Annotated in this window: 21 protein-coding genes; 8 read left to right on the top strand and 13 right to left on the bottom strand. The window is 58.4% G+C overall.

Features of this window, described 5'->3' with window-relative positions; genetic code table 11:
- Nucleotides 1–132 precede the first annotated feature (132 nt).
- Nucleotides 133–1,032 (top strand): LysR substrate-binding domain-containing protein, encoded by a 900-nt coding sequence (locus tag MPJ51_RS02840; protein WP_298381510.1) that lies wholly within the window; start codon nucleotides 133–135, stop codon nucleotides 1,030–1,032.
- 230 nt (nucleotides 1,033–1,262) lie between these two features.
- Here MPJ51_RS02840 and MPJ51_RS02835 read toward each other — a convergent pair whose 3' ends face one another.
- Nucleotides 1,263–2,087: a LysR family transcriptional regulator gene (locus tag MPJ51_RS02835; protein ID WP_298381508.1), complete on the bottom strand. Its 825-nt coding sequence runs from the start codon at nucleotides 2,085–2,087 to the stop codon at nucleotides 1,263–1,265.
- A 115-nt stretch (nucleotides 2,088–2,202) separates the two neighbouring features.
- Between MPJ51_RS02835 and MPJ51_RS02830 the strand changes: the two genes are divergently transcribed.
- The 3 genes from MPJ51_RS02830 to MPJ51_RS02820 are packed head-to-tail and all read left to right on the top strand — an operon-like array spanning nucleotide 2,203 to nucleotide 4,274.
- Entirely contained in the window at nucleotides 2,203–3,249 is a 1,047-nt protein-coding gene (locus tag MPJ51_RS02830) for an LLM class flavin-dependent oxidoreductase (protein ID WP_298381506.1), read from the top strand.
- 30 nt (nucleotides 3,250–3,279) lie between these two features.
- Complete coding sequence (locus tag MPJ51_RS02825) at nucleotides 3,280–3,483, top strand: 2-hydroxymuconate tautomerase (protein ID WP_298381504.1); 204 nt, start codon at nucleotides 3,280–3,282, stop codon at nucleotides 3,481–3,483.
- Nucleotides 3,480–4,274, top strand: a complete 795-nt coding sequence (locus MPJ51_RS02820) for an alpha/beta hydrolase (RefSeq protein WP_298381502.1) — start codon at nucleotides 3,480–3,482, stop codon at nucleotides 4,272–4,274. Before MPJ51_RS02825 ends, MPJ51_RS02820 begins: the two co-directional genes overlap by 4 nt.
- Nucleotides 4,275–4,522: 248 nt before the next feature.
- On the opposite strand, the gene MPJ51_RS02815 is transcribed toward MPJ51_RS02820, so the two are convergent.
- The gene (locus MPJ51_RS02815) at nucleotides 4,523–5,479 is read right to left on the bottom strand and encodes a catalase (RefSeq protein ID WP_298381500.1); all 957 of its coding nucleotides are present in this window, start codon (nucleotides 5,477–5,479) and stop codon (nucleotides 4,523–4,525) included.
- 87 nt (nucleotides 5,480–5,566) lie between these two features.
- Between MPJ51_RS02815 and MPJ51_RS02810 the strand changes: the two genes are divergently transcribed.
- On the top strand, nucleotides 5,567–6,037 hold the full coding sequence (locus MPJ51_RS02810) for a MarR family transcriptional regulator (RefSeq protein ID WP_298381498.1): 471 nt from the start codon (nucleotides 5,567–5,569) through the stop codon (nucleotides 6,035–6,037).
- 159 nt (nucleotides 6,038–6,196) lie between these two features.
- On the opposite strand, the gene MPJ51_RS02805 is transcribed toward MPJ51_RS02810, so the two are convergent.
- Genes MPJ51_RS02805 through MPJ51_RS02795 form a run of 3 tightly spaced genes read right to left on the bottom strand, consistent with a single transcriptional unit; the run spans nucleotide 6,197 to nucleotide 10,125 of the window.
- Nucleotides 6,197–7,069 (bottom strand): TauD/TfdA family dioxygenase, encoded by an 873-nt coding sequence (locus MPJ51_RS02805; protein ID WP_298381496.1) that lies wholly within the window; start codon nucleotides 7,067–7,069, stop codon nucleotides 6,197–6,199.
- Nucleotides 7,070–7,101: 32 nt separating this feature from the next.
- Nucleotides 7,102–9,498 (bottom strand): FAD-dependent oxidoreductase, encoded by a 2,397-nt coding sequence (locus tag MPJ51_RS02800; RefSeq protein WP_298381494.1) that lies wholly within the window; start codon nucleotides 9,496–9,498, stop codon nucleotides 7,102–7,104.
- A 3-nt stretch (nucleotides 9,499–9,501) separates the two neighbouring features.
- The gene (locus MPJ51_RS02795; protein ID WP_298381492.1) at nucleotides 9,502–10,125 is read right to left on the bottom strand and encodes a cupin domain-containing protein; all 624 of its coding nucleotides are present in this window, start codon (nucleotides 10,123–10,125) and stop codon (nucleotides 9,502–9,504) included.
- A 59-nt stretch (nucleotides 10,126–10,184) separates the two neighbouring features.
- Here MPJ51_RS02795 and MPJ51_RS02790 point away from each other — a divergent pair, with 59 nt between their 5' ends.
- The 3 genes from MPJ51_RS02790 (at nucleotide 10,185) to MPJ51_RS02780 (ending at nucleotide 14,392) form a co-directional block, all read left to right on the top strand.
- Entirely contained in the window at nucleotides 10,185–11,366 is a 1,182-nt protein-coding gene (locus tag MPJ51_RS02790) for an aromatic ring-hydroxylating dioxygenase subunit alpha (RefSeq protein ID WP_298381490.1), read from the top strand.
- Between the two features lie 146 nt (nucleotides 11,367–11,512).
- Nucleotides 11,513–12,226 (top strand): class II aldolase/adducin family protein, encoded by a 714-nt coding sequence (locus tag MPJ51_RS02785; protein WP_298381488.1) that lies wholly within the window; start codon nucleotides 11,513–11,515, stop codon nucleotides 12,224–12,226.
- A 309-nt stretch (nucleotides 12,227–12,535) separates the two neighbouring features.
- The gene (locus MPJ51_RS02780) at nucleotides 12,536–14,392 is read left to right on the top strand and encodes an SLC13 family permease (protein WP_298381710.1); all 1,857 of its coding nucleotides are present in this window, start codon (nucleotides 12,536–12,538) and stop codon (nucleotides 14,390–14,392) included.
- Nucleotides 14,393–14,518: 126 nt separating this feature from the next.
- Here MPJ51_RS02780 and MPJ51_RS02775 read toward each other — a convergent pair whose 3' ends face one another.
- The 8 genes from MPJ51_RS02775 to MPJ51_RS02740 form a co-directional block, all read right to left on the bottom strand.
- Nucleotides 14,519–16,300: a thiamine pyrophosphate-binding protein gene (locus MPJ51_RS02775; protein ID WP_298381486.1), complete on the bottom strand. Its 1,782-nt coding sequence runs from the start codon at nucleotides 16,298–16,300 to the stop codon at nucleotides 14,519–14,521.
- On the bottom strand, nucleotides 16,300–17,709 hold the full coding sequence (locus MPJ51_RS02770; RefSeq protein ID WP_298381485.1) for an aldehyde dehydrogenase family protein: 1,410 nt from the start codon (nucleotides 17,707–17,709) through the stop codon (nucleotides 16,300–16,302). The genes MPJ51_RS02775 and MPJ51_RS02770 overlap by 1 nt, the downstream gene beginning before the upstream one ends.
- The gene (locus tag MPJ51_RS02765) at nucleotides 17,690–18,604 is read right to left on the bottom strand and encodes a sugar phosphate isomerase/epimerase (protein WP_298381484.1); all 915 of its coding nucleotides are present in this window, start codon (nucleotides 18,602–18,604) and stop codon (nucleotides 17,690–17,692) included. Before MPJ51_RS02765 ends, MPJ51_RS02770 begins: the two co-directional genes overlap by 20 nt.
- Nucleotides 18,605–18,757: 153 nt before the next feature.
- Entirely contained in the window at nucleotides 18,758–19,948 is a 1,191-nt protein-coding gene (locus tag MPJ51_RS02760) for a Gfo/Idh/MocA family oxidoreductase (RefSeq protein ID WP_298381483.1), read from the bottom strand.
- Nucleotides 19,941–20,615 (bottom strand): hypothetical protein, encoded by a 675-nt coding sequence (locus tag MPJ51_RS02755; protein WP_298381482.1) that lies wholly within the window; start codon nucleotides 20,613–20,615, stop codon nucleotides 19,941–19,943. The genes MPJ51_RS02760 and MPJ51_RS02755 overlap by 8 nt, the downstream gene beginning before the upstream one ends.
- A complete protein-coding gene (locus tag MPJ51_RS02750; protein WP_298381481.1) occupies nucleotides 20,605–21,792 on the bottom strand; it encodes a Gfo/Idh/MocA family oxidoreductase in 1,188 nt (395 codons plus the stop codon). The genes MPJ51_RS02755 and MPJ51_RS02750 overlap by 11 nt, the downstream gene beginning before the upstream one ends.
- Entirely contained in the window at nucleotides 21,782–22,609 is an 828-nt protein-coding gene (locus tag MPJ51_RS02745; protein ID WP_298381480.1) for a citryl-CoA lyase, read from the bottom strand. The genes MPJ51_RS02750 and MPJ51_RS02745 overlap by 11 nt, the downstream gene beginning before the upstream one ends.
- On the bottom strand, nucleotides 22,606–23,762 hold a 1,157-nt coding region (locus MPJ51_RS02740; RefSeq protein ID WP_298381478.1), incomplete at its 5' end, for a VOC family protein. The genes MPJ51_RS02745 and MPJ51_RS02740, both read right to left, overlap by 4 nt.

Below are 23,762 nucleotides of genomic sequence, written 5' to 3'. Positions count from 1 at the left end.
AGGTAGCTCCCGTATAAAGTGGTGGCACCGAATGACGGCCCAGCGTTGCCTGCCCATTTCGGATGAACATCAGCTTGCGCATTTTTTAAAAATATAAAAACTTAAATAAATTCTCTAAAAGGAAGGCAAAATATGGTTCGTTTTACCCTTCGCCAATGCACTTACTTCCGGGCCGTTGCCGAACATGGTGGAATCGCACAGGCCGCCAGAATGCTCAGCATCTCTCAGCCCTCTGTCGCGCAAGCCATCGACAAGCTGGAAGATGTCACGGGATTGGTGCTGTTTGAACGCCACCATGCCCGCGGACTAACCCTGACCATCCAAGGTCGGCTGTTTCTGGACCATGTGATCCGCCTTGAGGCTCAGGCCGACCGCGTCAGCAACGAAGCAAAGGCGCTTGCTGTCGAAGCTGCGGGGGAAATCCGTATCGGCGCGTTCTGGACACTTGCGCCATTTTTTCTGCCGACACTCATCAGCGGTTTCCGAAATGTCGTCCCCGGCGCCATTGTCCGGCCAAGCGAAATGGGCCTCGCAGCGCTGGGTGCGGCCGTGCGGAATGGCGAGATTGATCTGGCTTTGACCTATGATCGTGGAGGGTCTTTGGACGAGTTGGAAGTCATTGAACTGGCCGCTCTGCAGCCCCAGGTCATTGTTTCCGTCGATCATCCTCTGGCCGAACAGGACACTATCGAACTTTCCGATCTGGCCGGGCTTCCGTATGTCATGTTTGACGGCGCCGGCAGCCGGGCCTATTTCGAAGAATTGCTGGCCGAGGCTGCGCTCAGCCCTGAAATTTCTTATGCGTCGAGTTCTCTGGAAACAGTACGCAGCGCGGTTGCCGCAGGATTTGGTTTTACATTTCTGATCATGTCGCCCCCGAACTCTGTCACCTATGACGGTGGTTCCGTGAAGGCCCTGCGATTGCGTACCCCACTCCGACCACTCAACATCGTCCTGGCCGCCCGGGCAGACAGTGGCCAAGCAAAAATCAGCCAAGCGTTCAAATCCCATGTTTTGACGTATTTTTCATAGTGTCAGAGTGGGCCTACAGCAAATTGTGCTGTCTGCGCACACCTTGCTCAACGCATCGACCTTCCCGTCAGCTGCAGAAGTTGCACGCGACTTCGAACCCGATCCATGAATGCGTCAGGCAGCGGTGGATCATTGACGTAGTCGTGCCATTCTTCCGGTGAACGCTGAGCAGACACGGTTTTGCAGCACGCTTGTCTGATCACAGCCCGACGCCCCTACCCTCACACCAGCTACGGCTTCATATCGCATACCCAAGGGAACGCCGTTTGGCTTGAGGTCCTGACAATCCTGTAGATCGCACGGGTAAACTCCGGTGAGCCGTCGACCCGATGAAGGCGCCCGGACTCCAGATGGGGTTTGCATACAGGCCATGGAAGATAGGCCGAACCGCCCTCGGTCAGAAGGTGATCCAGAGCCCACGCACCACAGGCATAGGCCACGCTTGCGGTTTGCTCGTTTGACCATGTCTCTGAGTGCTGGCGCCTGAACTTTGCGCCATGGTCCACATAAATATAGTCGGGATGCCAGTCCTGAGCAGTCCGGGGGCATGAGGACACCTGAATCAGGCGTTCAACGATCAGCTCGGTTGATGTTAGGTCGGGCCCGGCAAAAGGCTCGGTGGTCAGTGCAGCGTCAGTCAGTCCGCTGGCCAGCCAGGCTTTGATTTCATCCTGCGATGCCGGCCACGCCTCGAAGGCAATTTCAGGATGCGCCCGGCGGGCCGCATCAAACCAGAGCCTTCCGGCGCTTGGCCATAGATCGACCTCGCAGGCGAAGCTGAACAATGCCGAAAATCCGGTGGGCAATCCTACGGCGCTGCGGGCCTGATCCCAGCTGCGCACGATCGTCTCGGCATGGGCGCGAAAGGCAAAGCCCGCCCGGGTGAGTTGGGCACCCCGCCGCGAACGAACCAGCAGTGGCTGCCCAAGGGCCGCGTCCAGCGCATCAAGCCGCGCAGACACGGTGGATTGCGTGACGTTCAGCCGGTCTGCCGCCTTGTTGAGGTTCCCGCATTCGACAACCGCAAGAAATGTCTGCACAGCGATGATGTTCATGGGTTCTCTCTAAATCGAAAATACCGAACCAATAGGCCAGTTAAATTCACTATCAAAGATCAAGCTTTTGGTCCAACGTCACCTGATAAACGGGGCTTAACACCAGGAGCGCGTCATGGAGTTCAGTATTCAATTGTCGGCAGACTACCCCGACAAATCCTATGGCGGCGACCGGGTGTATGCCGACATGCTGGAACAGGCGGTGCTGGCGGATCGGTTGGGGTTTGATGCCGTCTCGATCACGGAACATCACCTGATGAATGTCCTGATGATGCCCGCCCCCCTGACATTCGCCGTCAAGATCGCGGCCCATACCAAAGCGGTCAAGATCATGACATCGATCGTCGTCCTGCCGCTGCATGACATGCGCACCTTTGCAGGAGAGGTCGTCGTCGCCGACATCTTTACCGAAGGCCGCCTGCTGCTTGGCGTCGGGCGTGGCGCGTTTAAGGTCGAAATGGAACGTCTGGGCGTGCCGATGGAAGAAACCCGCGCGCGCTTTGACGAGTCGCTGGATGTCCTGCAGGCGCTGCTGCACGACGAGGAGGTTTCCTGGAACGGCACTTATTACACGTTCGATCCGATCACGATCATGCCGCGCCCCGTGCGCCCGGGCGGGCCGCAGATGATGATGGCGGTGATGAACCCCGAGGGCATCTATCACAGTGCCAAACGCGGCTTCCACATCCAGACCACACCACTGGCCGGGAACAAGCAATTGCTGTTGGATCAGGTCGGCGCCTTCAACCGTGCCAAGGATGAAATGGACGGGACGGGCGCACCGCTGACCCTGTCGCTTTCGCGTGTCGGGCACATCGCCACATCGGAAGCGGACCGTCAGCGCAAGCTTGATCTGGCCGAACATTATTACAGCCGCTTCGATAACGTCTTCACCGGCCCGGGATTGCTTGATGCAGGTATGGCGCGGGTCTTGCCGCGCGCGCAGACGCGGGCGCAACTGGATGAGAACCTGCTGATCTGCACACCGCAGCAAATGATCGACAAGCTGGGTCCTTATGCCGATCTGGGGATTGACCGGGTGATCCTGAACGTGAATTTCGGCGTTCCACAAGCCGAGACGCTGGAATGCATCCAATGCTTCGCCGAGGAAGTAATGCCACATTTCACCGGCCGCCCCGCCGGTCAGATCGCGGCACAATAGATCAAAGAATAACTGTATGAGGGAGGTATAATGCCAATCATTCGAGTAGAGATGTTCCCCGGCCGGACGCGCGAACAGAAACGCGCCCTGGTCAGCGAACTGACCGATGCCTTCGTGCGCACGGCGGGCGGCAAACCCGAGGGGCTGCATGTTGTGATAACTGAAATCGATGCGGAAGACTGGGGATCAGGCGGGGTTCTGGTTGCAGACAAGCTGGAAGGCAAGGTCGGATGACGGCAACGGCTGTGGACTGCGACTATTCGATTGAGGGAAGCGGGCCACCGCTGTTCCTGATCCACGGCATCGGCGCAGCTCGGGACACCTGGCGTTTTGGACTACCTGTCCTGACGCAGCATTTTACCGTGATCAGCTATGACCTTCGCGGCCACGGGACGTCACCACAACCCGATGGCCCCTTCGGGCTAGAGGAACTGGTGGCAGATCTGGAACGGGTCCGGGTCCGCACCGGCATCGAAAAAGCGCATTTCGCCGGTCACTCGCTGGGCGGTATGATCGGACCCAGCTATGCGCGGGCCTATCCCGACCGTGTTCTGTCGCTTGGCTTGCTGTCGACAGCCGCCTTCCGGACCGAGGAAGACAGCCGAAAGGTCTGGGCGGTGGTCCAGATGATGCAGGAGAAGGGCGTCGAACAGGTGCTGCCGACGCTGGTTGACCGCTGGTATACGGATCGCTTCATCACCGAAAACCGTGCCATCGTCGATCGCCGTCTGAAACAGGTGATCGACACGCCAGAGGAGGTGTTTCTGAACGTATTCCGGATCTATGCCGGTACCGAGATGGCCCCCTGGCTGCACGAGGTCACAGTCCCATCGCTGGTGTTGACCGGCGAAAATGACGGAGGCTGCAACCCACGCCTCAATCGCCAGATCTCGGGTGCGCTGCCCAACTCGGAACTGGTCATTCTGCCGGAACTCAAACACTCCATCATGCTGGAAGCAGGGGAGGAGGTCGCCCGAAAGATGATCGCCTTTCTGGATAGATACGCCGAGGCGGGGACGGGCTAACCGTTACCCGATCGTGTTCCGTCAACCCGGTTTGGATTTGGGAGTCGCAGTCTGAATGTGGCTCCGGTCTGCCAAAACACATCGACGGAAGCACATCTTGGCGCTTCAAAGGCTACCCGTGTTTCAGCGACCATCTATGGCAGATGATCGACTGGTTTGACGCGCGCAAGTGCAGAGAAACAATGAAACACTTGCGCGCAGTGGATATCTTTGGAAGCCTGCCCGGCGAGCAGGTTCACCGTGACCCGTTATTCCTTTTCGGACAACCGCTGCCCGACCCCGTGCGCGTAAATCAGCGAACGTGCCTCAAGCATTGGATCGTTCGAAGGGGCAAAGCCTTCACTCAGAACCAGCGGATCAAAGTTGATCTCATCGCATTGCCCATCCGCTTCGGTCATCGCCGCCTCAGCGGTGAAACGGGCGGCAACGATTTCCGTGTGCTCCCCTGTCCACTGAATGGACGGGTCGTCGATCACGTCGTCGGGGTTTGCAAGCGTGATCACCATATCCCAGGACACGCCACCATTGGCGATATTGGCTTGCATGTTCTCAAGAAAGAAATCCGGGTGGGTTTCGACAACGATGCCCTCTTCGCCGGACGGACGAAAATCAAAGCGTATCGGCGTTTCTTCTCCGGCCTCATTCACCAGATGGAAGGAATTCACGCTGAAATACTTGGTTCCCTCATAGGGGCGCAGCGTTTTGTCCAACGATCCATGATATTCGCTGTATTTCTTCAACGATGGGTTGGCCGCAGCAAAGGCTTTTGTTGCATCCCCGCCTGCCACTTTGGCCTGCAACAACTCGATGAAGGCGCCGCTGGTCGACACGGGAAAGAAATGTTCGGTATTCATTGCGATCACATGCAGATCGTCATCGGGTGTCGTTATCTGCATCGACAGCCCCAACAGATCGTATGTGTCATCTGCGGGATTGGCCTTGCCACCCTTGTGAGAGACCCGCGCGATTACAGACGATGTTCCGGTGAACAATGGGCTGTTGGAGTAGTCCTTGATTGCCGCATCCAAAGGCGTCAGCGTTCCTTCGACGCAGAACCCCTTGGTGTGATTCCGGCGCTTGCCCTCGGTCACACCAAATAGCTTCTCGAAAGTTTCAAAGCCGCTTTCAAAGTCGAAATCATCTTCGGCAACCACCGGAAACGCCGCAACTGAGAAACATAGAGCCATCAGGCTGGGTCTAATCATTGACTTCTCCTCTGATCAAGATTGTTACCTACCTAATGCTTAGGCACCTTATTATTTGCAAGTGAAACCTTTGGTGCTAACGATAGAGTGATCCTGCTGAAGGAAGGCGTGACCTTGCCCAAAACCAAAAACCCGAAGAACTCTCAGGATGTCCGGTTGGACAATCAACTGTGCTTTGCCGTTTATGCCGCTTCACACAAGATCGAGCAGCATTACCAAACACTCCTGAAAGCGCAGGGGCTTACCTATACCCAGTATCTTGTCCTGATGGCGCTGTCCGAAGAAGACGGCGTTTCGATTTCGCATCTGGCCAGGCGTCTGGACGTTTCAGGTGCGACGATGACGCCGATTTTGAGGCGCCTGGAGGAAAAAGAACTACTGCGGCGGGACGTGCAAGACGGCAATGAGCGCCAAAAGATCGTGACCCTGACCGAAGCCGGGCGCAGTATCTGGATCAAGAGCTGCGGGATATCGTCTGAAGTCTTTTCCCAGATCGGACTAACCCAACGCGAAGCAGATGAGATTATTCGGATCTGCAAAAAGATAGTGGATAAGTAACCTCTGCACCCCTCGCATAAAACGCTGGCATACATGCTCTGACGCCCGAAGCCGGTGCACCCCAGTGCCTGCACCAGTATGCAGTTGCTGACAGAGCTTTTTGACAAACACCTCTCTACGTCACGGTGATCTCGCATGATGCACGCAGGGCAGCCCCAGTCAGGAAGCAGGCGACATTCTGAGCGATGGCAGCCCGTCGCTGTCCTGCGCGCTGCAGCAGATGCTGGATAGCTGGCGGGGCTGATCATAGGGCCACGGCGTTCCGCGATGCATGACCGCCCGCTGGTCCCAAAGCAGAACGTCGCCAACCCGCCAGTTGTGCGAATAGACGAAACGCGGTTGGGTGCAAAAGGCGGTGAGCTCGGCAAGCAGGGCTTCGCTTTCCTCCTCACTGTGGCCGTCCACCAGATAGGCGTGGCTGGCAAGATAAAGCGCCTCCAACCCGTTCGCCGGGTTGGTCCAGACCGAGCTCCAATGCTGGTCCGGCCACTTGTTGAACATCGGCAGGCGGGACAGCTCTTCCGAGATCTTCTTGCGGGAATGGCTGTAACGGTGCCAGATGCCGCGGCCCCTAATCCGGGCTTTCAGGTCATCTGGCATCGCAGCCCAGGCCGCCCTGGTCGAGGCAAGCTGGGTCGCGCCACCCTCAGACGGCAAAATGCGCGCGGTGATGATGTTGACCAGCGCAGGCGTGGGCAAAAAGGTGCTGTCGCTGTGCCAGAGGAAGTTGGCCTTGAGGTGCAGCATATGCAGATCGCTTTCCTCGGTCACGCCACCGTCTTCCTTGACGTTGGACACCTGAGGCACCGTGAAAGCCTCGCCAGGTTTGCGTTCATCGGCATAGCGATCCTCGATCGGGCCGAACAGCCGGGCCAGCCGAATATGCACCTCGTCACTCAAATCCTGACCCCGGATCAGCAGCGCCGAATGGGTGTCGAACAGCGTCCGCAGGTCCGCGAAGTTCTCTTCGTTCACCTTGGACAGATCGTAGCCAATCAGCTCTACCCCGAACTGCCCTGTCAAAGCCTTCAATTCCAATCTCCGCTCCTTCGCTTGAGACATGGTCAAACCTTCAGACGTGCGTTCCCGGGGTCCCAGGGCGCGTCCGGCAAAACGGTAGCTGCAACCTGTTTGCCCAGCAAGGACACGGTAAGGGCGGTGCCGGGCGCCCGAGCGCTCTCTTTCAGGAAGGCGATGGCCAAAGACGTTCCAACGCTGTGCCCGTAAGCCGCCGACGTGATGGAGCCGACAAGCCTGCCGTCGTGGAACACCGCCTCGCCCATCAGCGCGTCGGTTTCTTCCCCGTCCAGCGCCAGCAGGGCAATACGGCCGCGCGGCTGACGCGCCAGCATCGCCGCGCGGCCAAGGAAATCCTTGTCCGGGGCAGCGAAGCGGTCCTGGCACACATCCTTATGGCTGGCGTCATTGGCCAGTTCATGGCCGCCACGATAGAATTTCTCCAGCCGCAAACTGTCGAGCGCCTTGGTCCCAAAAGCGCCAATGCCATAGGTCTGACCTGCCTGCCATAATATGTCCCACAGCGTTCCAAGCTGGCCGTTCGGTGCGTGCAGTTCATAGGCCAGTTCGCCGGTAAAGCTCAGCCGCATCGCCAGCAGCGGGATGCCTGCCACGGTCAGTGGTTTGCACCCTAGCCAGCGCAGGCTGTCATTTGAGATGTCGTCATCGGTGCAGGCCGCCAGAACGTCCCGTGCCTGCGGCCCCGCGATACAAAGAATGCCAGTTTCATCGGTGGCATTCACGATCGTTACGTCGTCCATCGGCACGCCGCAGTGCAGGGTCAGCCAATCCCAAACCCGCCTCTCTGACGGGGCACCGGTGACAAAATAGAAACGCTCGGGGCCGGTGCGGGCGATGGTGGCTTCGCCTTCGATGGTGCCCTTGCGATTGAGCAGCAGCGTCAGGCAGGTGCGCCCTTCCTGCGGCATCCGATTGGCGCAGACCGCGTTCAGCCAAGCCTCGGCCCCGGGGCCTTCGATCCAGAACTTGGCAAAGGCCGAAAGATCGGCCAGCCCAACCCGCTGCCGTACCGCTGCGCATTCCGCCGCTGTCTGGTCAAAGGCAGAGGTCCGCCGCCAGCCCATGGGTTCATCGCCAAACAGGCGCGGGCGTTCCCAGCCACCCGCCTCTTCAAACAGGGCTCCAAGAGCGACCGTGCGTTCATGGGCACCGGATCGTTTCACATTTCGGCAGCTTTGCCGCTGATGCTGCGGATAGGGCATGGCCTGACGCAGAGTGTAATCCTCGGTTGCGCGTCTGCGGGCAAAATTGGCATCTGCCCAGATGCCAAACCGGCGCGGATCAAAGGCGCGGGTGGAGATGTTGGCGCTGCCCTCGACCATCCACTCGGCCAGGGCCCGACCCGCGCCCGGCCCCCAGGCAATACCGACGGTCGCGCCGCAGGCCAGCCAGTAATTGGTCAGCCCCGGGGCGGGCCCCAGCAGCATGGCACCGTCGGGCGTATAGGTAATCCCGCCATTCACCACCCGCTTGATGCCGCGGTTCATAAGCGCGGGCATCCGCTCGAAACAATTCTCCAGCCAAGGGGTGATGCCGTCCCAATTCGGCTCGAACAGCTCATTTGCGCTGTCCCAGGGGCAGCCGTCCAGCCAGACGGCTTGCGGGTCCTGCTTGTCGTAAAGCCCGATCAGCGCCGAGCCCTGTTCACGCCGCACGTAACCGCAGAAATAATCGTCACGGGTGACCGGGATCTCATGCACCATCGCTTCGAACTCGGGCACCGCATCGGTTACCACGTAATGATGCAGCATGGTGGTTATGGGCAGATCCAGCCCTGCCATCTGCCCGACTTGCCGGGCGTGATAGCCCGCCGCGTTCACCACATGTTGGGCAATGATAACGCCCTGTTCGGTGGTGACCTCCCACTCGCCGGACCGCAGCTGCCGCGTCGCCAGAACCCGGCAATTGCGGCGCACTTTGGCCCCCAATTGCCGCGCGCCCTTGGCCAGCGCCTGACAGGTGCCCGACGGGTCCACATGGCCGTCATCCGGGGTGTAGACCGCGCCCAGCACGCCCGCTGCCGCGACATCGTACAGAGGGTTCAACCGGGCGACCTCTGCCGCGTCGATAACATGCGCCTCCTGTCCGCGCGCCAGCACCGCGTCGCGAATGTGGTTGATCCAGTCCATGTGGTCGGGGCTGGTCGCCACCCGCAGCGAACCGCAATTGTGCCAACTGACGCCGACCTCGGTTTCCGCCTCGATCCGTTTATAAAGGTCCACACCATAGTCATGGATCGACCCCAGCGCCTGACCGCCTATCATCCGGCTGACCAGTCCCGCCGCATGCCAGGTGGCGCCGCTGGTCAATTCCGCCTTCTCCAGAAGGATACAGTCGGTCCAGCCCATATGGGCAAGGTGATACAGCACGCCCGCGCCCATATTGCCGCCGCCGATCACCACCACGCGCGCGTGCTCAGCCATGTCCTACCTTTTCAGAGAGACCGGCGTATTGGCCCAGACAATCTGCGCCTCCACCTCGCCGGGATTGTGGTAACGATGGGGAATATCAGCGGAAAAACTGAAGCTGTCCCCGGTTTTCAGATGAAAAACCTCGCCGTCCAATGTCAGTTCGATCTCGCCCTTCAGCACCATCCCGGCCTCTTCGCCCTGATGCGTGTACAGGTCATCGCCAGTGCTGCCGCCGGGCGCATAGGTGGAAATGCCCATCGCCAGATCGCTGTCCAGACTGGCGGACAGCAGGTGATCCTCGAACCCCATATAGGCCGTTCCCGATAGCCCCGAATAGGTCAGCTTGCGGCGCCGGTCCGCCCGCACGATGTAAGGCCGCTCCTCTGCCGGGGCCGGGCCGTCGGTTTCAAAGAACCAGCCCACCGGCACCCCCAGCGCTTCGGCAATCTCTCCCAACGCGGTGACCGAGGGGCGCGCCTGGCCGCGCTCGATCTTCGACAGGAACGACACCGAGCGTCCGCTGGCCTCTGCCAGATCCGCCAGCGTCAACCCTTGTGCCTTGCGCAGCGCCCGCAGGTCCTCGCCCAGTTGCTGCAGCGGATCTGTCTTACTTGTTTCCGAATTTTTCTTGACCTTCATGAAAATTTACTGTGCAAATTTTTCATCAGACGGCAAGATTTTTCTCAAAGGAGCAATCTATGGACGATACGTTCCCAGACAGCCCTGTCTTGCAGAAGGTCAAGGACCTGCTGGGTGAGGACGGGTTTGCCCAGACCTTTGCCCCGATCGAAGAAGCCAGCGGGTTGCCCAATGCCGCCTATTGGTCGGGCGACTGGCTTGAGCTGGAAAAGGAACACTGCTTCCGCCGCTCGTGGGTGTTTGCGGGGGCCGCAGACGAACTGCCGGAACCCGGGGACATGAAACCGCTGGAAATCGGCGGTGCCCCCCTGATCATCCTGCGTGATCAGGATGGGCAGATCCGCGCCCTGCACAATGTCTGCCGCCACCGCGGTGCCAAGCTGGTGACGGAACCTTGCCAGAAAAGGACGCTCACCTGCCCCTATCACGCCTGGGTTTACGGGCTGAACGGCAAGCTGCGGGCCCGGCCGCATTTCAGCGGGCCGGACATCACCGACACGTTCAAGGATGGCGGCGGCGACAAGCTGGATCTGGTTGAGGCCCGCTGCGAGGTATGGAACGGCTGCATCTTCGTCAATGTCTCGGGCGATGCCGAGCCGCTGCTGGATTGGCTGGCACCCATGTTGGAGCGCACGCCTGGCTATGACTTCTCGTCCATCCGCTGGGCTGGCAAGCTGGAATTCGAGGTCAATGCCAACTGGAAGCTGGTCTATGAGAATTACATGGAGGGCTACCACGTCTTTGCCGTCCACCCGAAGCTGCTGAAATTCGCACCGATGAACGTGCGCTGGTCGGGCGAATGGGATCGGCATGTGTTCTACAACGACTACATCTTCCCGGAACTGGGCGAAGGCCGCGGCGACAGGCTGCCGCATTACCCGGGCCTGTCGGACGCCGACGCCAAACGCGGCCTCTGGTTCCTGTGTTTCCCGCATTTCGCCGCCGAGGTTTTCCCGGATCAGTTCACCGTGCTGGTGAGCTACCCGGTGGCCCCCGACAAGACCCGCGAAGAGCTTCATGTGTTCCTGATCGGCGACGCCGCAACCTCGGACACCTACGCCGAAGCCCGCACCGAACTGATGCAAATGTGGGACGACCTGAACCGCGAGGATCTGGGCATGCTGGAACTGCTGCAGCAAGGCCGCCTGTCGCCTGCCTATGACGGCGGTCGCCTCAGCCCACACTGGGAGGGGCCAACCCACGATTTCGGTCGCCGGGTGGTGGAAAGAATCCTGTCGTGAACCCGCCCGCCGATGCGATGGTCCAGACAGATCAGCCTGTTCAGGTTAGTAACAGCAATGGACCAATAACGACAGGACTGCCGGTTTCCGAAATAAGCTGTTGCCCACTGCCGCTATTACTTGTGACCGACACAGGAAGGACAATGATGAGTTATCGTGACGACAGGATCGACCTTGCAGCCAGCTTGCGGCTTGCAGCCCGCAACGGCTGGCAGCGGGGCGTAGACAATCATTTCTCTTTGGCGGTCAGTGCCGAGCATTTCCTGGTCAACGCACGCGGGTTGCATTGGTCCGAGATTACCGCCTCGAACTTGCTACTGGCCGATCACCAAGGAAATGTCGTCGAGGGTGACGGTGAGATTGAGGCGTCGGCATTCTACATCCACTCGCACATACACCGCCGCGTGCCTCATGCGCGCTGTGTGCTGCATGCACACCCGACCTATTCCACAGCGCTCGGCTGTATCGAGGGGGGCCGGCTGGAGAATTGCCATCAGGACGCGCTGCGATTTCTTGGACGTGTCTCCTACGATGGCGATTTCGGTGGTTCGGCTTTTGATGATGGTGAGGGCGGGCGTATCGCGGCGACCCTCGGCAATGGCAATATCGTGGTGATGGCGCATCACGGGATCACGGTCGTAGGAGAAACCGTGGCCCGCGCATATGATGATTTCTACAATTTCGAGGCGGCATGCGAATACCAGCTGACAGCAATGGCCTCGGGGCGGCCCCTTGCCATTCTTCCCGATGATGTGGCTGAAAAGCTGGCCGCCAACATGTGGGACGAGCGTCAGATCAACTTTCATTTCTCAGCGATGAAGCGGCTTCTTGATCGCGACGAGCCCGAATACGCACATTAGTGTGCTTAACTTGTTCGCCAGCTCCATGGACGCAATCCTCAAAGGAATTTGCGACAGAGCCCGCTGTACACGCGAAGGCCGCGTTTAAGTCGTGTAGATCAAGTGGCGCGTCACAGGCGGCGGTGGAAACTGTTTTCCCGCAATCACTACGAAGCGAAATTCCGCCGTCACGTCTTGAAATTTTGTTTCGCAATCCTGCTGAAAATCGAAATATCATGACAGTGTGGTCGCGATGGTTTAGGAATTTACGTTAAACAAAATATCCAATTTTCGGTGGGCTCCTTGGAACAAGTTACCTTTACGTTTGAGATGGGAGTGGTTTGCGGATTGTTGGCCTTCACCGTCTTCTTGTTCGTATCAGAAATTGTCAGAATTGACCTCTCCGCCATACTGGTTCTGGTCCTTGTCGGACTTCTCAGCTACGCACCGGGGCTTGAGAACCTGGCGGATGTTACGCATCTGTTCGATGGGTTTGCGTCGAACGCTGTGATTTCTATCATCGCGGTCATGATCGTCGGTGCCGGTTTGGACAAAACCGGTATCATGAACAAGGTTGCTGCGGTCATTCTGAAATATGGTGGCACGGCCGAAAACCGGGTGCTGCCAATAGTTTCCGGAACGGTCGGGGTTATTTCGTCATTCATGCAGAATGTCGGGGCGGCCGCGTTGTTTCTGCCGGTCGTCAGCCGCATTTCCTCGAGGTCCGGAATTCCACTGTCCCGCCTGCTGATGCCCATGGGGTTTTGTGCCATTCTGGGCGGAACGATGACTATGGTCGGTTCATCTCCGCTGATTTTGCTGAACGACCTGGTGCAGACTGCAAACGAAGGGCTGCCCGAAAGCCAAAAAATTCAACCCTTTGGCCTGTTCTCGGTGGCACCAATCGGTGCAGCCTTGATCCTGACCGGGATCGGGTACTTTCTGCTGTTTGGGCGCTGGGTGCTGCCCGGAGATACCGGGTCTGACAACACCGGCACAGGGCAAGGTACGCAGGAATACCTGCAACGGGTTTACGGGTTGCAGGCGGATGTTTTCGAAGTGATCGTGCCCGAAAAAAGCCCGCTGGTCGGGCAGATACTGGCCGACATCAACCATGAAAGCCATCTTTACATAATATCCACATTTTATCGCGGTAAGACTTCTATGGTTCAGGTTCTGACCGCCGAGATCGCCGCTCCGTGCCGGCTCGCCATCATAGGAAATCGCTTTGTTGTCGAACAGTTTGCTGAGAAATTCGGTCTGACTGTTCTGCCTGAACTGGATATCTTCGTAGAAGAGTTTGCGCCAACCAATGCCGGAATAGCCGAAGTCGTTGTGACACCTGACAGCAAGCTGATTGGCAAATGCCCCCGCGAGCTTTTGTTCCGCAAGACGTATGGCATGTCACTGCTTGCTATTCATCGAGGCGAAGAAACGCTCAGCCACGTCGAGACTGATACGCACGAGTCCACCCAGATCGGGCTCGAAGAATTTCACGCGGGCGACATGCTTGTTGCGCATACAAGGTGGGACAACCTGATGCGGATCACAAGGGATCCAGACTTTGTGGTCGTGACAACAGATTTTCCGCAGGATGAGCTGCGGCCTCAGAAGGTCGGTTGGGCCTTGGCCTTTTTCGCAATTTCACTTTCGATGATATTGTTCACCGACATTCGCCTGTCCCTTTGCCTTCTGACAGGCGCAGCCGGAATGATGCTCACGCGTGTACTCAGTGTCGATGAGGCGTATCGGGCGGTCGGTTGGAACACGGTTTTTCTGCTGGCATGCCTCATACCGCTGGGACAAGCGGTGCAAAATACTGGCACTGCCGCGTGGATCGCCCAGCAAATCATGATCATTTTGAACGGCTGGCCGATTTGGGCACTTCAAGCCGGTGTCGCGATACTGGCCACCGCGTTTTCACTGGTTATGTCAAATGTCGGGGCCACCGTCCTGCTCGTGCCCCTTGCCGTTTCAATTGCCGTAGCCGCCGGCGGAAACCCAGCTGTTTTTGCGCTGACAGTTGCAATCTCGACCTCGAACAGCTTCATCATTCCAACCCATCAGGTAAACGCGCTGATTATGGGGCCTGCTGGTTATAAGGTGATGGACTATGTGCGCTCTGGGGGCGTCATGACTGTGCTGTTCTTGTTGGTTTCCTTGCTGATGCTCAATGTGATTTTCTGAACAGCCTGTGCAAAACAGACATCGATCTCGGCACCAAATCGAAAACTCCCGAGTTTTTGAAGTTTGCTCGAACACGGATGAGCATTGACGCAAGAAACTGGGCGCGTCTGACCGCGCCCAGTATCGTCAAGTCGCGACGTGAGATACCTTTTTGTCCGGCGAGTATATGTCCAGAATGTTCCAATGCCCGGTTGTTGGTGTCGGGTTGTTGATCATTGGGACATCAAGAACCGTTGGTTTACCGCTGGCGATTGCCGCTTCCAATGCGGGCAACAACTCGTCAGCAGCGCTCAGCCTGTGCCCTTCCGCGCCATAAGCTCGTGCAATGTCGGCATAGCCCGGTCCGTTTGCGGGCGCTTCCGCTGATCCGGGGAAGGTTGTTCCATAGGTCAGGCCGTAATGCGCCTTTTGAAGGCCCGCAATGGTGCCGAAGGCGTTGTTGTTCATCACCAGCCAGATGATACCCAGATCAAGTTCGACAGCCGTTGCCAGCATCGACGGGTTCTGACCAAACCCCCCATCGCCAACCAAACTTAGTACTACTCGATCAGGTGCTGCCAGTTTCGCGCCGATCGCACCCGGAGGGCCAAAACCCATCGTGGCAAACCCACCCGGGGTCAGGATTGAACCCGGGGTCAGGATATCGAACTGCTGCCCTACCCCGTTCTTGTTCCACCCGACGTCCGTGGTGATGATGGCATCCTCAGGCAGTGCCTGGCGGGTATCTGCCAAAATACGCTCGGGCATCATCGGAAAGGCCGATGAGGTCGCCATTTCCACGTTGCGCGCTTTGAAGTCCGTCCGGAAGCCAGCGATCTTCCGCTCCAGCGCGGGGCGCTTGAAGCCGTCAGGATACATCTCGCGGGCGACCCGGTTGAGGGCGCGCAATGCGGCCTTGGCGTCCGCGACCACGCCAATCTCGGTGGGGTAATTCCGGCCGATCTCCTGCGGTTCGATGTCGATGTGAATGACCTTGGAACCGGGGATGTTGAACGTATAGCCGGGATACCAGCTGGAACAATCAGCCTCTTTGAACCGTGTTCCCACGGCAAAGATACAGTCCGCATTCAGGCAGGACTGGTTAACCAATTCGGTGCCCCAAAACCCGGTCATGCCCAAGACAAGCGGGTGGTCGTCGCGCAGCGCGCCCTTGCCCATCAAGGAATGCGCAACGGGCAGCCCCATATGTTCCACGAAATCGCGCAGTTCGTCGCTGGCCTGCGCCAGAAGGATACCACCGCCGACATAGGCGACCGGGTTTTCTGCCTGCGCCAATGCCTCAATGATTTCACGCGCGGTTTCATCGTCAATCGACGGCTTCTTAAGCGCGCGCGTGTTGTCGCGGATACGGTCGAAACTGTCCGAGGGGATCACCTCAGAGAAGATATCCATCGGCACATTGACCAACACCGGCCCGGGCTGTCCGCTTTCGGCGAGGTGAAACGCCTTCTCCAAGATTTCGGCCATCAAGTCCGCGCGATCCACCCGCCAGGCACGTTTGACGAAGGGGCGATAGATTTCCCACTGTGCAGCATCCGCGTGCAGGTTCACCTCTTGATGCGGATGCTTGCCGTAGTAATGCGTAGGAATATCGCCTGCGATCACGACCATCGGGATACAGTCCAGTGCGGCATTGGCGACCCCGGTGGCGCAATTGGTCAGCCCCGGGGAGAGGTGGGACAACACCACCGAGGCCTTGCCCGTCACACGGGCATAAGCATCCGCCGCGTGGCTGGCGATTTGTTCGTGCCGCACGGTGACGAAATCGATGGGACTTTCCGCCAGCGCAGCCAGAACCGCGATGTTCGTGTGCCCACACAGGCCGAATACGTGCTTGACCTCACGACGTTCGAGGAAATCAACGATATGTTCAGCGACGGTTTTGCCGTCCAGTTTTGCCCCGTCCATCACGCGACCTCCTGTCCGTAGAACTCACCGAACAGGTCCGGCTCCGAGGGGCGATCCTCGGGGATCGGACGGCTGACCCAAGTGTAGTTCATCATGTGTTTCATGGTGACGTTTTCATTGGTGATGTTGCCGCCCCAGATGCCGCAACCAAGGCTGCTGGTCATGGGCATGCCATTGGTCCAGGCACCCGCGTTGGCCTTGGACTGAGGCTGCCGCACCATCATACGACTGACCGGAGCCAGACGTGCGAGCTGGTCGATGTGATCGTCATTATGGCTGTAGATGCCGCAGGAATGGCCTTTGCCACCGGTGCTGTAAATCCGGCTGACGGTGTCCAGCGCGTCATCGAATGTGTCGAAGTGATAAAGTGCCATCAGCGTGGTCAGCTTCTCCTTGGAGAACTTATGCTGCGGCCCGATTTGCCCCTGATTTTCAACCATCAGAAACTTGCGATCTGCGGGGATGCTAAAACCGGCGACTTTGGCGGTTTGCTGCGGCGGACAGGCGATGGTCGGGAAGGTACGGTTGCCCTTTTCGTCCCACATGGCCGCTTCGAGCATGGCCTTCTCTTCATCCGAACACAGGTAGCCGCCCTCGGCTTGAAGCGCCTTGACCATATCGTCGTAAACCGAGCGCTGGATGATGATGTTGCCGTCGGCCGAGCAGCCCGACCCAAAGTCGGAGGTCTTTGAAATGCGCGTGTTCTGAGCGGCGATGTCCAGATCGGCGGTTTCATCGATAACAATGGATGAATTGCCCGCACCGACGCCATAGGCCGGGCGCCCTGAACTGTAGGCCGCTTTGACCATGGGCTTGCCACCGGTTGCCAGCGTCAGGTCGCAGATCTCCATCAGATGTTGCGTCAATGGGATCGACGGTTTGCGAATGGATTGAAACAAGTCCTCGGGGGCGCCAGCAGCTCGACAAGCTGCACGCATGACCTCGACCATTTCATAGGTGGTATGGGCGGTTCGTGGGTGCGGGCTGAAGATGACCGCATTCCGGGCGTTTGCGGCGGAGACACCGGTCACCGGTGGTGTCATCGCCGGGTTGGTCATCGGGATCAGCGATGCGATCACCCCGGCAGGTTTGGCGTATTTTACAAGACCCTTTTCTTCGTCGACTTCGACGATCCCGGTCGATGGCGTGCGCAGAACATCCCGCAGCACCATATGGATTTTAAACCGCTTCGCAGGACGCCCTTCACGATCTCCGATACCGCTTTCGTCCACGCCTTGCTGCGCCAGACGCGTGAAGGTTTTCTCGTTCCCCGCATACCACGCGACGGCCTGAGACAGGCGGTCCAGCCTGTCCTGATCCCAATCCTCGATCTCGGCCATGGCAGCGCGGGCGCGTGCCAGCATATCGGCCGCCATATTGCGGTCGTTTTCAGTGAGCTCTTTGCCCATGATGATCCTCTTGGTGTTTTAGAATTGCTGCATCGGGCATGCGGCGCTGTGACCGCGCCTCGCCGAATGTTTGCTTCGCGTGGCTGAGACAGCGACGCGCATGTTCTTCATATCCCAACTCGGCAACGCGGCTTTGGTTGGGTAATTCAATGGAGTAGTCGACGGGCGGCATCCGTTCGATGATGCCTGTGAAATCAATCCAGCCCTCGCCCGGGTACAGACGCGCGTCGCGGGCCAACTGGATCATGCCCTCGCGCGTATCGGCGATGCCGGGCAGGCAATCAGAGATATGCAGGAAGTGAAACAGGTCCGAGGGGACGTGCAACAGTTCTCCGAGATCAACGCGACTGAGGTGCAGATACAGCGTATCGACCAGAATACCGCCATTCGGTTGATCAGAGGCGCGAACAATATCCAGCGCCTCATCCAGAGTGCGCAAGCGGGAAAAGCTTGGGAATTCCAGATCGACCGTTATTCCATAAGGCGCTGCCAGTTCGCAGGTTTCAGAATAGACGTCGATCAGAAAGTCGCGATCATCGCGGGTACTGGTCCACGCGCTCATGATCATGCGTTTGGCGCCCAGTTCCCCGCCAATTTCCAGAGATGGCTCAAAACTGCGCGGATCGACATCTTCGGTGATACGTGCAAGCTCGACATCAAGGACTTTCAAGCCGGTGGTCGAAAGAGCCGTTTTGGTCGCCAGAACCTGTGCCTTGTCGATCGGGGATTGCGTGAATTCACCGGGCACATGCATCGGAATGAACCGGGGGCTGACGGCATCGTAACCGGCCCGCGCGGCGATATAGACCAACTCGGGCGGCGTGCAACCGATCAGCGTCAGGTGCGCCAAGGAATAGAGAGAGGGGCTTGCGCCAGCCTCATCGGGTTTCACCATGAACGACAGCTCCACGTGTCTGCGAATCTCAATTTCATCACACGTAGTAAAAAATATCAGATATTTTTAAAAATATCAAATTTTAATACTAAGCAGGAAATGAAGACGCCCGGACAACGGCCCGGGCGCGTATAACCTTTGTGCTGCAGAGCCTTAGATCGTGACCCAGTCCCCTCCGGACTGGTGAGAGCGCACAGAGGCATCAATGAAACGGACACCGTCTGCGCCTTGATTGACGCTGGGATAACTAAGCCAATCGGCTGGAACGGTGACGCCATCCCGGCGCGCAGCTACGGCCATGGCAAATTCCGTATAGAGGTTGGCCCAGGCTTCGATAATCCCTTCAGGGAAGCCGCGCGCGGTACGGATCAGACGTTCCGCACTGGGGCCGATGCCATGCCCGTGACCGCGGCTGATGATACGATCCGGCTCACCGAACCGATTGAACTTCAGCTGTTCCGAATTCTCCAGGTCCCACTCGAGACCGCCTTCACTCCCGAATATGCGCAACCGCAACCCGCCCCGATTTCCGAGGGCAAGGCGTGTTGCTATCAGGGTGCCCGGAACCTCATTTTGGTAACGGGTGAACATGAACACCGTGTCTTCCAAAGGCTTTGGCGCGCCGCAAACGTGGAATTCGGCCCTCAGATCGGTCATCGGCAGGCCCGAGACAAAACTGGCGAGATGCGCGGCATGGGTGCCGATATCGCCGACACAACTGGTCGGACCGGAAATCTCTGGGTCCAGCCGCCACTTTACATGAGGCGCATCGGCCACATCTTCGGGTGTCATCCAGTCTTGCATGAACTCAACATGGATTTGGTTGATCTTGCCGATGCCGCCCTCGGCCACGATTTGTTTCGCCTGCCGGATGACCGGAAAACACGACATCGCGTAGCCGACAGCAAAGACCCGCCGCGTGCGCGCGGTGACCTCCTCAAGCCCCTCGGCCTCGGCGACCTCATTGGTCAAGGGCTTGTCGCACAGCACGTCAATGCCCGCCTCCAGAAACGCCTTGGCCGCGTCGAAATGAACGTGGTTCGGGGTGGTGATCATGACGGCATCCACGCCATCCGACCGCGCCGCCTCGGCCTGTGCCATCTCGTCGAACGATGCATAGCACCTGTCTGATGACAGAAACCACTCGGCCCCACGCGCCTTGCTACGCTCCGCATCTGAACTGAGCGCGCCTGCGACGACCTCCCACCGGTCGGTCATCCTCGCTGCCATCGCTTGCGTGACAGAGATACGTCCACCACCAACAACGCCCAGCCTCAAACGGCGAGACAGGCGAGGGAACGGGCCGTCAAAACTCAGTTCTTCGGGTAAAAGTCTCTCAGCCATTCTGAACCTCCATATCCGGAACCCGCGCGCCCTCGGGCAGTAATTCGACCGCCATGAAGATGCTGGGGGTTATCGTCTCGTATTGATGCCAGGGATAGTTGCCTTCGGCGTCATACATCGGTTTGTGGGTCGCGCCCGGAGCCATAAATTCTTCGAGATAAAGTGTCCCGACGTCCCGTTCTCGGCATTGCTGCATTTTGCCAAAGCCAACGATTTGCGTATGCACTTCGCGAAACCCCGGTACCGGGCAGAACGGATGATCCTTGTGCAATCCGACATTCAACGGAACCGAGCCCGAATGGTACATGGTCAGTCCAACGTTACCCACGAAGACCTTTGGCGACATGTAGTGGCTGACACCGCGCAGACGCTCCTCTTGGCGAACATCAAAAGCAGATGGCCATGTATCTTTCACCCGTTCAAACAATTCGTTGTCATCGGCATGGGCGTCGAAACCGTAGACAATTACTGCACGTTCCACGTCGCCAAGCATGCTGTCTTGCACGATCACGGAAGAAAGCGGTGCAACGCTCTGATCCTCGACAGATAGATTTCGCCCCCCAAGGTTAAGGACGATGGCGCGACCCTCGATAGAAATTTTATGCTCGTCAGTGATGTGCTGGACGCGAAAGAATGGCTGAGCAAAGTCGAGTGTCTCAATCGGCATGAACCAATTCCTTCCTCTCATCGTTAAGGAAATCGACCGGCAAAGGCGCTGGCACCGCGCAACGGCTTTCTATCGTCTGATAGGCGCCGAATTTCGGTGCCCGTTCGATCGCGTCCATGACCTCGAACACATGGTAGGCAAGCGCTCCACTTGCGCGGGGCTGGCGTCCTTCTTGTGCCGCCAGAGCGAGGTCCAGAAGGCCGAGCCCGCGGCTATCTTCATTGAACCCGTGTTTGTTTTCGACCACCTGCCAGTCTTCTCGACCGGTTGGACGAGGCTGATGAGACCAGCGCGAGGTGTCCTGCGTTTTCAGCCAGACATCCCCCTGAAAGATATTGGCTCCGTGAACCGGGTCAGGGTCAGGGATGCTGATGGTCCCGTTCTCACCATAAATCTCGAACCGTGGCGTTTCGCTGTCCCAGATGTCGAAGCTCATGGTCATCGACCCGATAGCACCGGATGAGAACTGCAGCAGACTTAGGGAATGCGTGTCGACCTCGACATCCATCCATTCACCATTGCGCGGGCCGTTTTCGATCATCCGCTTGTCAAAGGTCCGCCGTGCCATCCCGACGACCCGGTCAACGGGACCAAGGCAGCAGATCATGGCGGTCAGGTAGTATGGCCCAAGGTCCAACAATGGCCCACCACCCGCCTGATAGTAGAAGTCCGGGTTAGGATGATGGCGTTCCGTACCGTGGGTTCCGACATGGGCAAAAACCCCGGTCGGTTTCCCGATAGCGCCTTCATCAATCAACCGCCGAACGGTCTGCCAACGACCGCCCAGAAACGTGTCGGGCGCGCATCCGACCAACAACCCTTTTTCAGAGGCCACGTGCAGGATCGCCTTTCCCTCTGTTCGGTTCATAACCAGCGGCTTTTCAGAATAGACGTGCTTGCCCGCCTCCAAAGCGCGCAGGCTGATTTCGGCATGGGCCGCCGGGATCGTCAGGTTCAGAACGCAGTCAATCGTCGGATCGTCAAATATTTCACCCGGCGTGCAAGCTTTGGCGATACCATATTGATCCGCCTTGGCGCGGCTTTCAGTAGGATCGAGGCTTGCGCAAGCCACGACCTCAACGATCGAGAATTTGGATAGTGTTTTTAGATAGATATCGCTGATACGACCACAGCCGATAAGGCCGACCCGGAAGGATTTCGATGTCTCACGTGTCATCATTCCTGTCTTCGTAGAGGGGTAAGTAATTCGGGGGCATCGGCCCTTTGTTGCGGCCGCCCTGCCCCATCTGCTCCCAGGCGTGGGCGAGTATTCCGACCGAGCGGGACAGGCAGAACAGCCCCCGCGACAACGGCGCAGGAAAGCCAAGCTCGCAGAAGATCACAGCGGTCGCGCCGTCGATATTCATGGCAATTGGCCGACCGCCGCGTTGACGACCGAGTTCGGCCTGAACCTCTTCTCCGATATCGGCAAAACGGCCAGAAACCGTGCCTTCCGCCGCCGCATCACGAACAAGTTGCATCAATCGTGGTGCGCGTGGGTCGACGGGCTTGTGAAACCTGTGACCAAAGCCCGATACGATCTTGCCGTAGATCTCGCGCCAATTGTCCAAGCCATCCCGAACAGCGTCATTCAGCGAAGCTCCTGCATCCATGCGGGTCGCGATATCATAGTACAGCTCTGCGCATTGCTCCCCGGCCCCGCCATGCACGTCGCCCAGCATGTTCACCGCAGTCGCCATCGCGTTATTGAGGCCAACCCCACAGGTGGCAGCCATACGCGCCGCCGCGATGGATGGAGCCTGCGGGCCGTGATCCACGCCTGCGACCAAAGCGGCCTCGAACAGGCGCGCTTGCGCGTCGCTGGCCAGATCGCCCCGCATCATAAGCCAGATCATCTGTGGGAAAGATACGTTCCCGATCAGGTCCTCTATGGCGTTGCCGCGAAACGCGATCTGTCCGGGCTTCATGTCGATGATGGAGGTACGCCACCATTGGCGAACGGCGCGCTCATCACTTGTCATCTGCGCGGTCATTGCGTTTGCACCTCTTTCACCGACTGGGTTTTGCTTTGCGCAGCGAGGCGAATAGGTGCGTTGCGCGCGCCATACCCGGCATAGCCCATGCGGCGTTCAACGATTTCGAAGAAGAAGCCGTTGAAGATGGGGCGGCTGTATATCTGAAAATATTCGGCACCCGCTGCCCGATCGTAGAGAATGTTACCCCGGCGCAGTTGGGTGATCAGATCATCATCCAATCCGAATGTCGCTTGCAGATCAGCGTAGTAGTTTTCCGGGATCGTCAGGCTGGGAAAGCCAGACTTGAGCAATTGGTGCGAGGTCTCGAAGATGTCGTCCGACTGGAAGGCGATGTGCTGAACACCGGCGCCAAAGCCATCTTCAAGGAAGGACGCCGCCAAGGTCCGATGCCCAACGGCCCCATTCAGGTTCAGGCGCACTTCGCCCTCGGGACTTTCGATGGCCTGGCTTTGCACAACACCGGACGGGTCGGCGACGTTCACAATGGGCGATTTCGCCATCTCGAAGGTCGAGATGTAATACAGCAGCCAGCTCTGCATCTCATCATGGCGCATCGTCTGGGCCAGATGGTCGATACGGCGCAAACCGGCGGGCTGGGTTGCTTTGGTTTTCGCGACCGGCTCGAACTCGATGTCCCACACCCGATGCAGATCGGATTTCTCATCTATGAAATGGACAACATTGCCACCGACACCGCGGATCGCCGGGATATCCAATTCCCCGGTCCCCACCGGCTGTGAGAAATCCGGCGCGCCCAGCGCGGTCGCGCGTTGAACCGTCTGATCCGCATCCTTGACGCGCAACCCCATGTCACAGACCGAAGGGCCATGGCCCAGAAATGCCGAATGCGCGAAGCCGTCCTTTTCGGTATTCACAACGATGTTTATGGCACCCTGTCGCCACAGCTCGACGGACTTGGTGACGTGTTTTCGTTCCATGCGAAAACACATGGCTGACAACATGTCTGCCAGTTGCGCACCGCTTGTTTCGTCGGCAGTAAATTCGACGAACTCAAAGCCGGACGCATAGACGCGCTCCGGCAGGTCCGGGATGCCGAAATCGGTTCCGGGCTCGGTCCGGGATACCTCATCCAGAAGGTTCACCAGCGACCTGTAGCTGTCTCGGGCCAGTGTTCGGCCACCGGGTTGCG

This window comes from Ruegeria sp. (assembly GCF_028066395.1).
Classification (GTDB): domain Bacteria; phylum Pseudomonadota; class Alphaproteobacteria; order Rhodobacterales; family Rhodobacteraceae; genus Ruegeria.
This window is presented reverse-complemented; position numbering and strand designations above follow the sequence as displayed.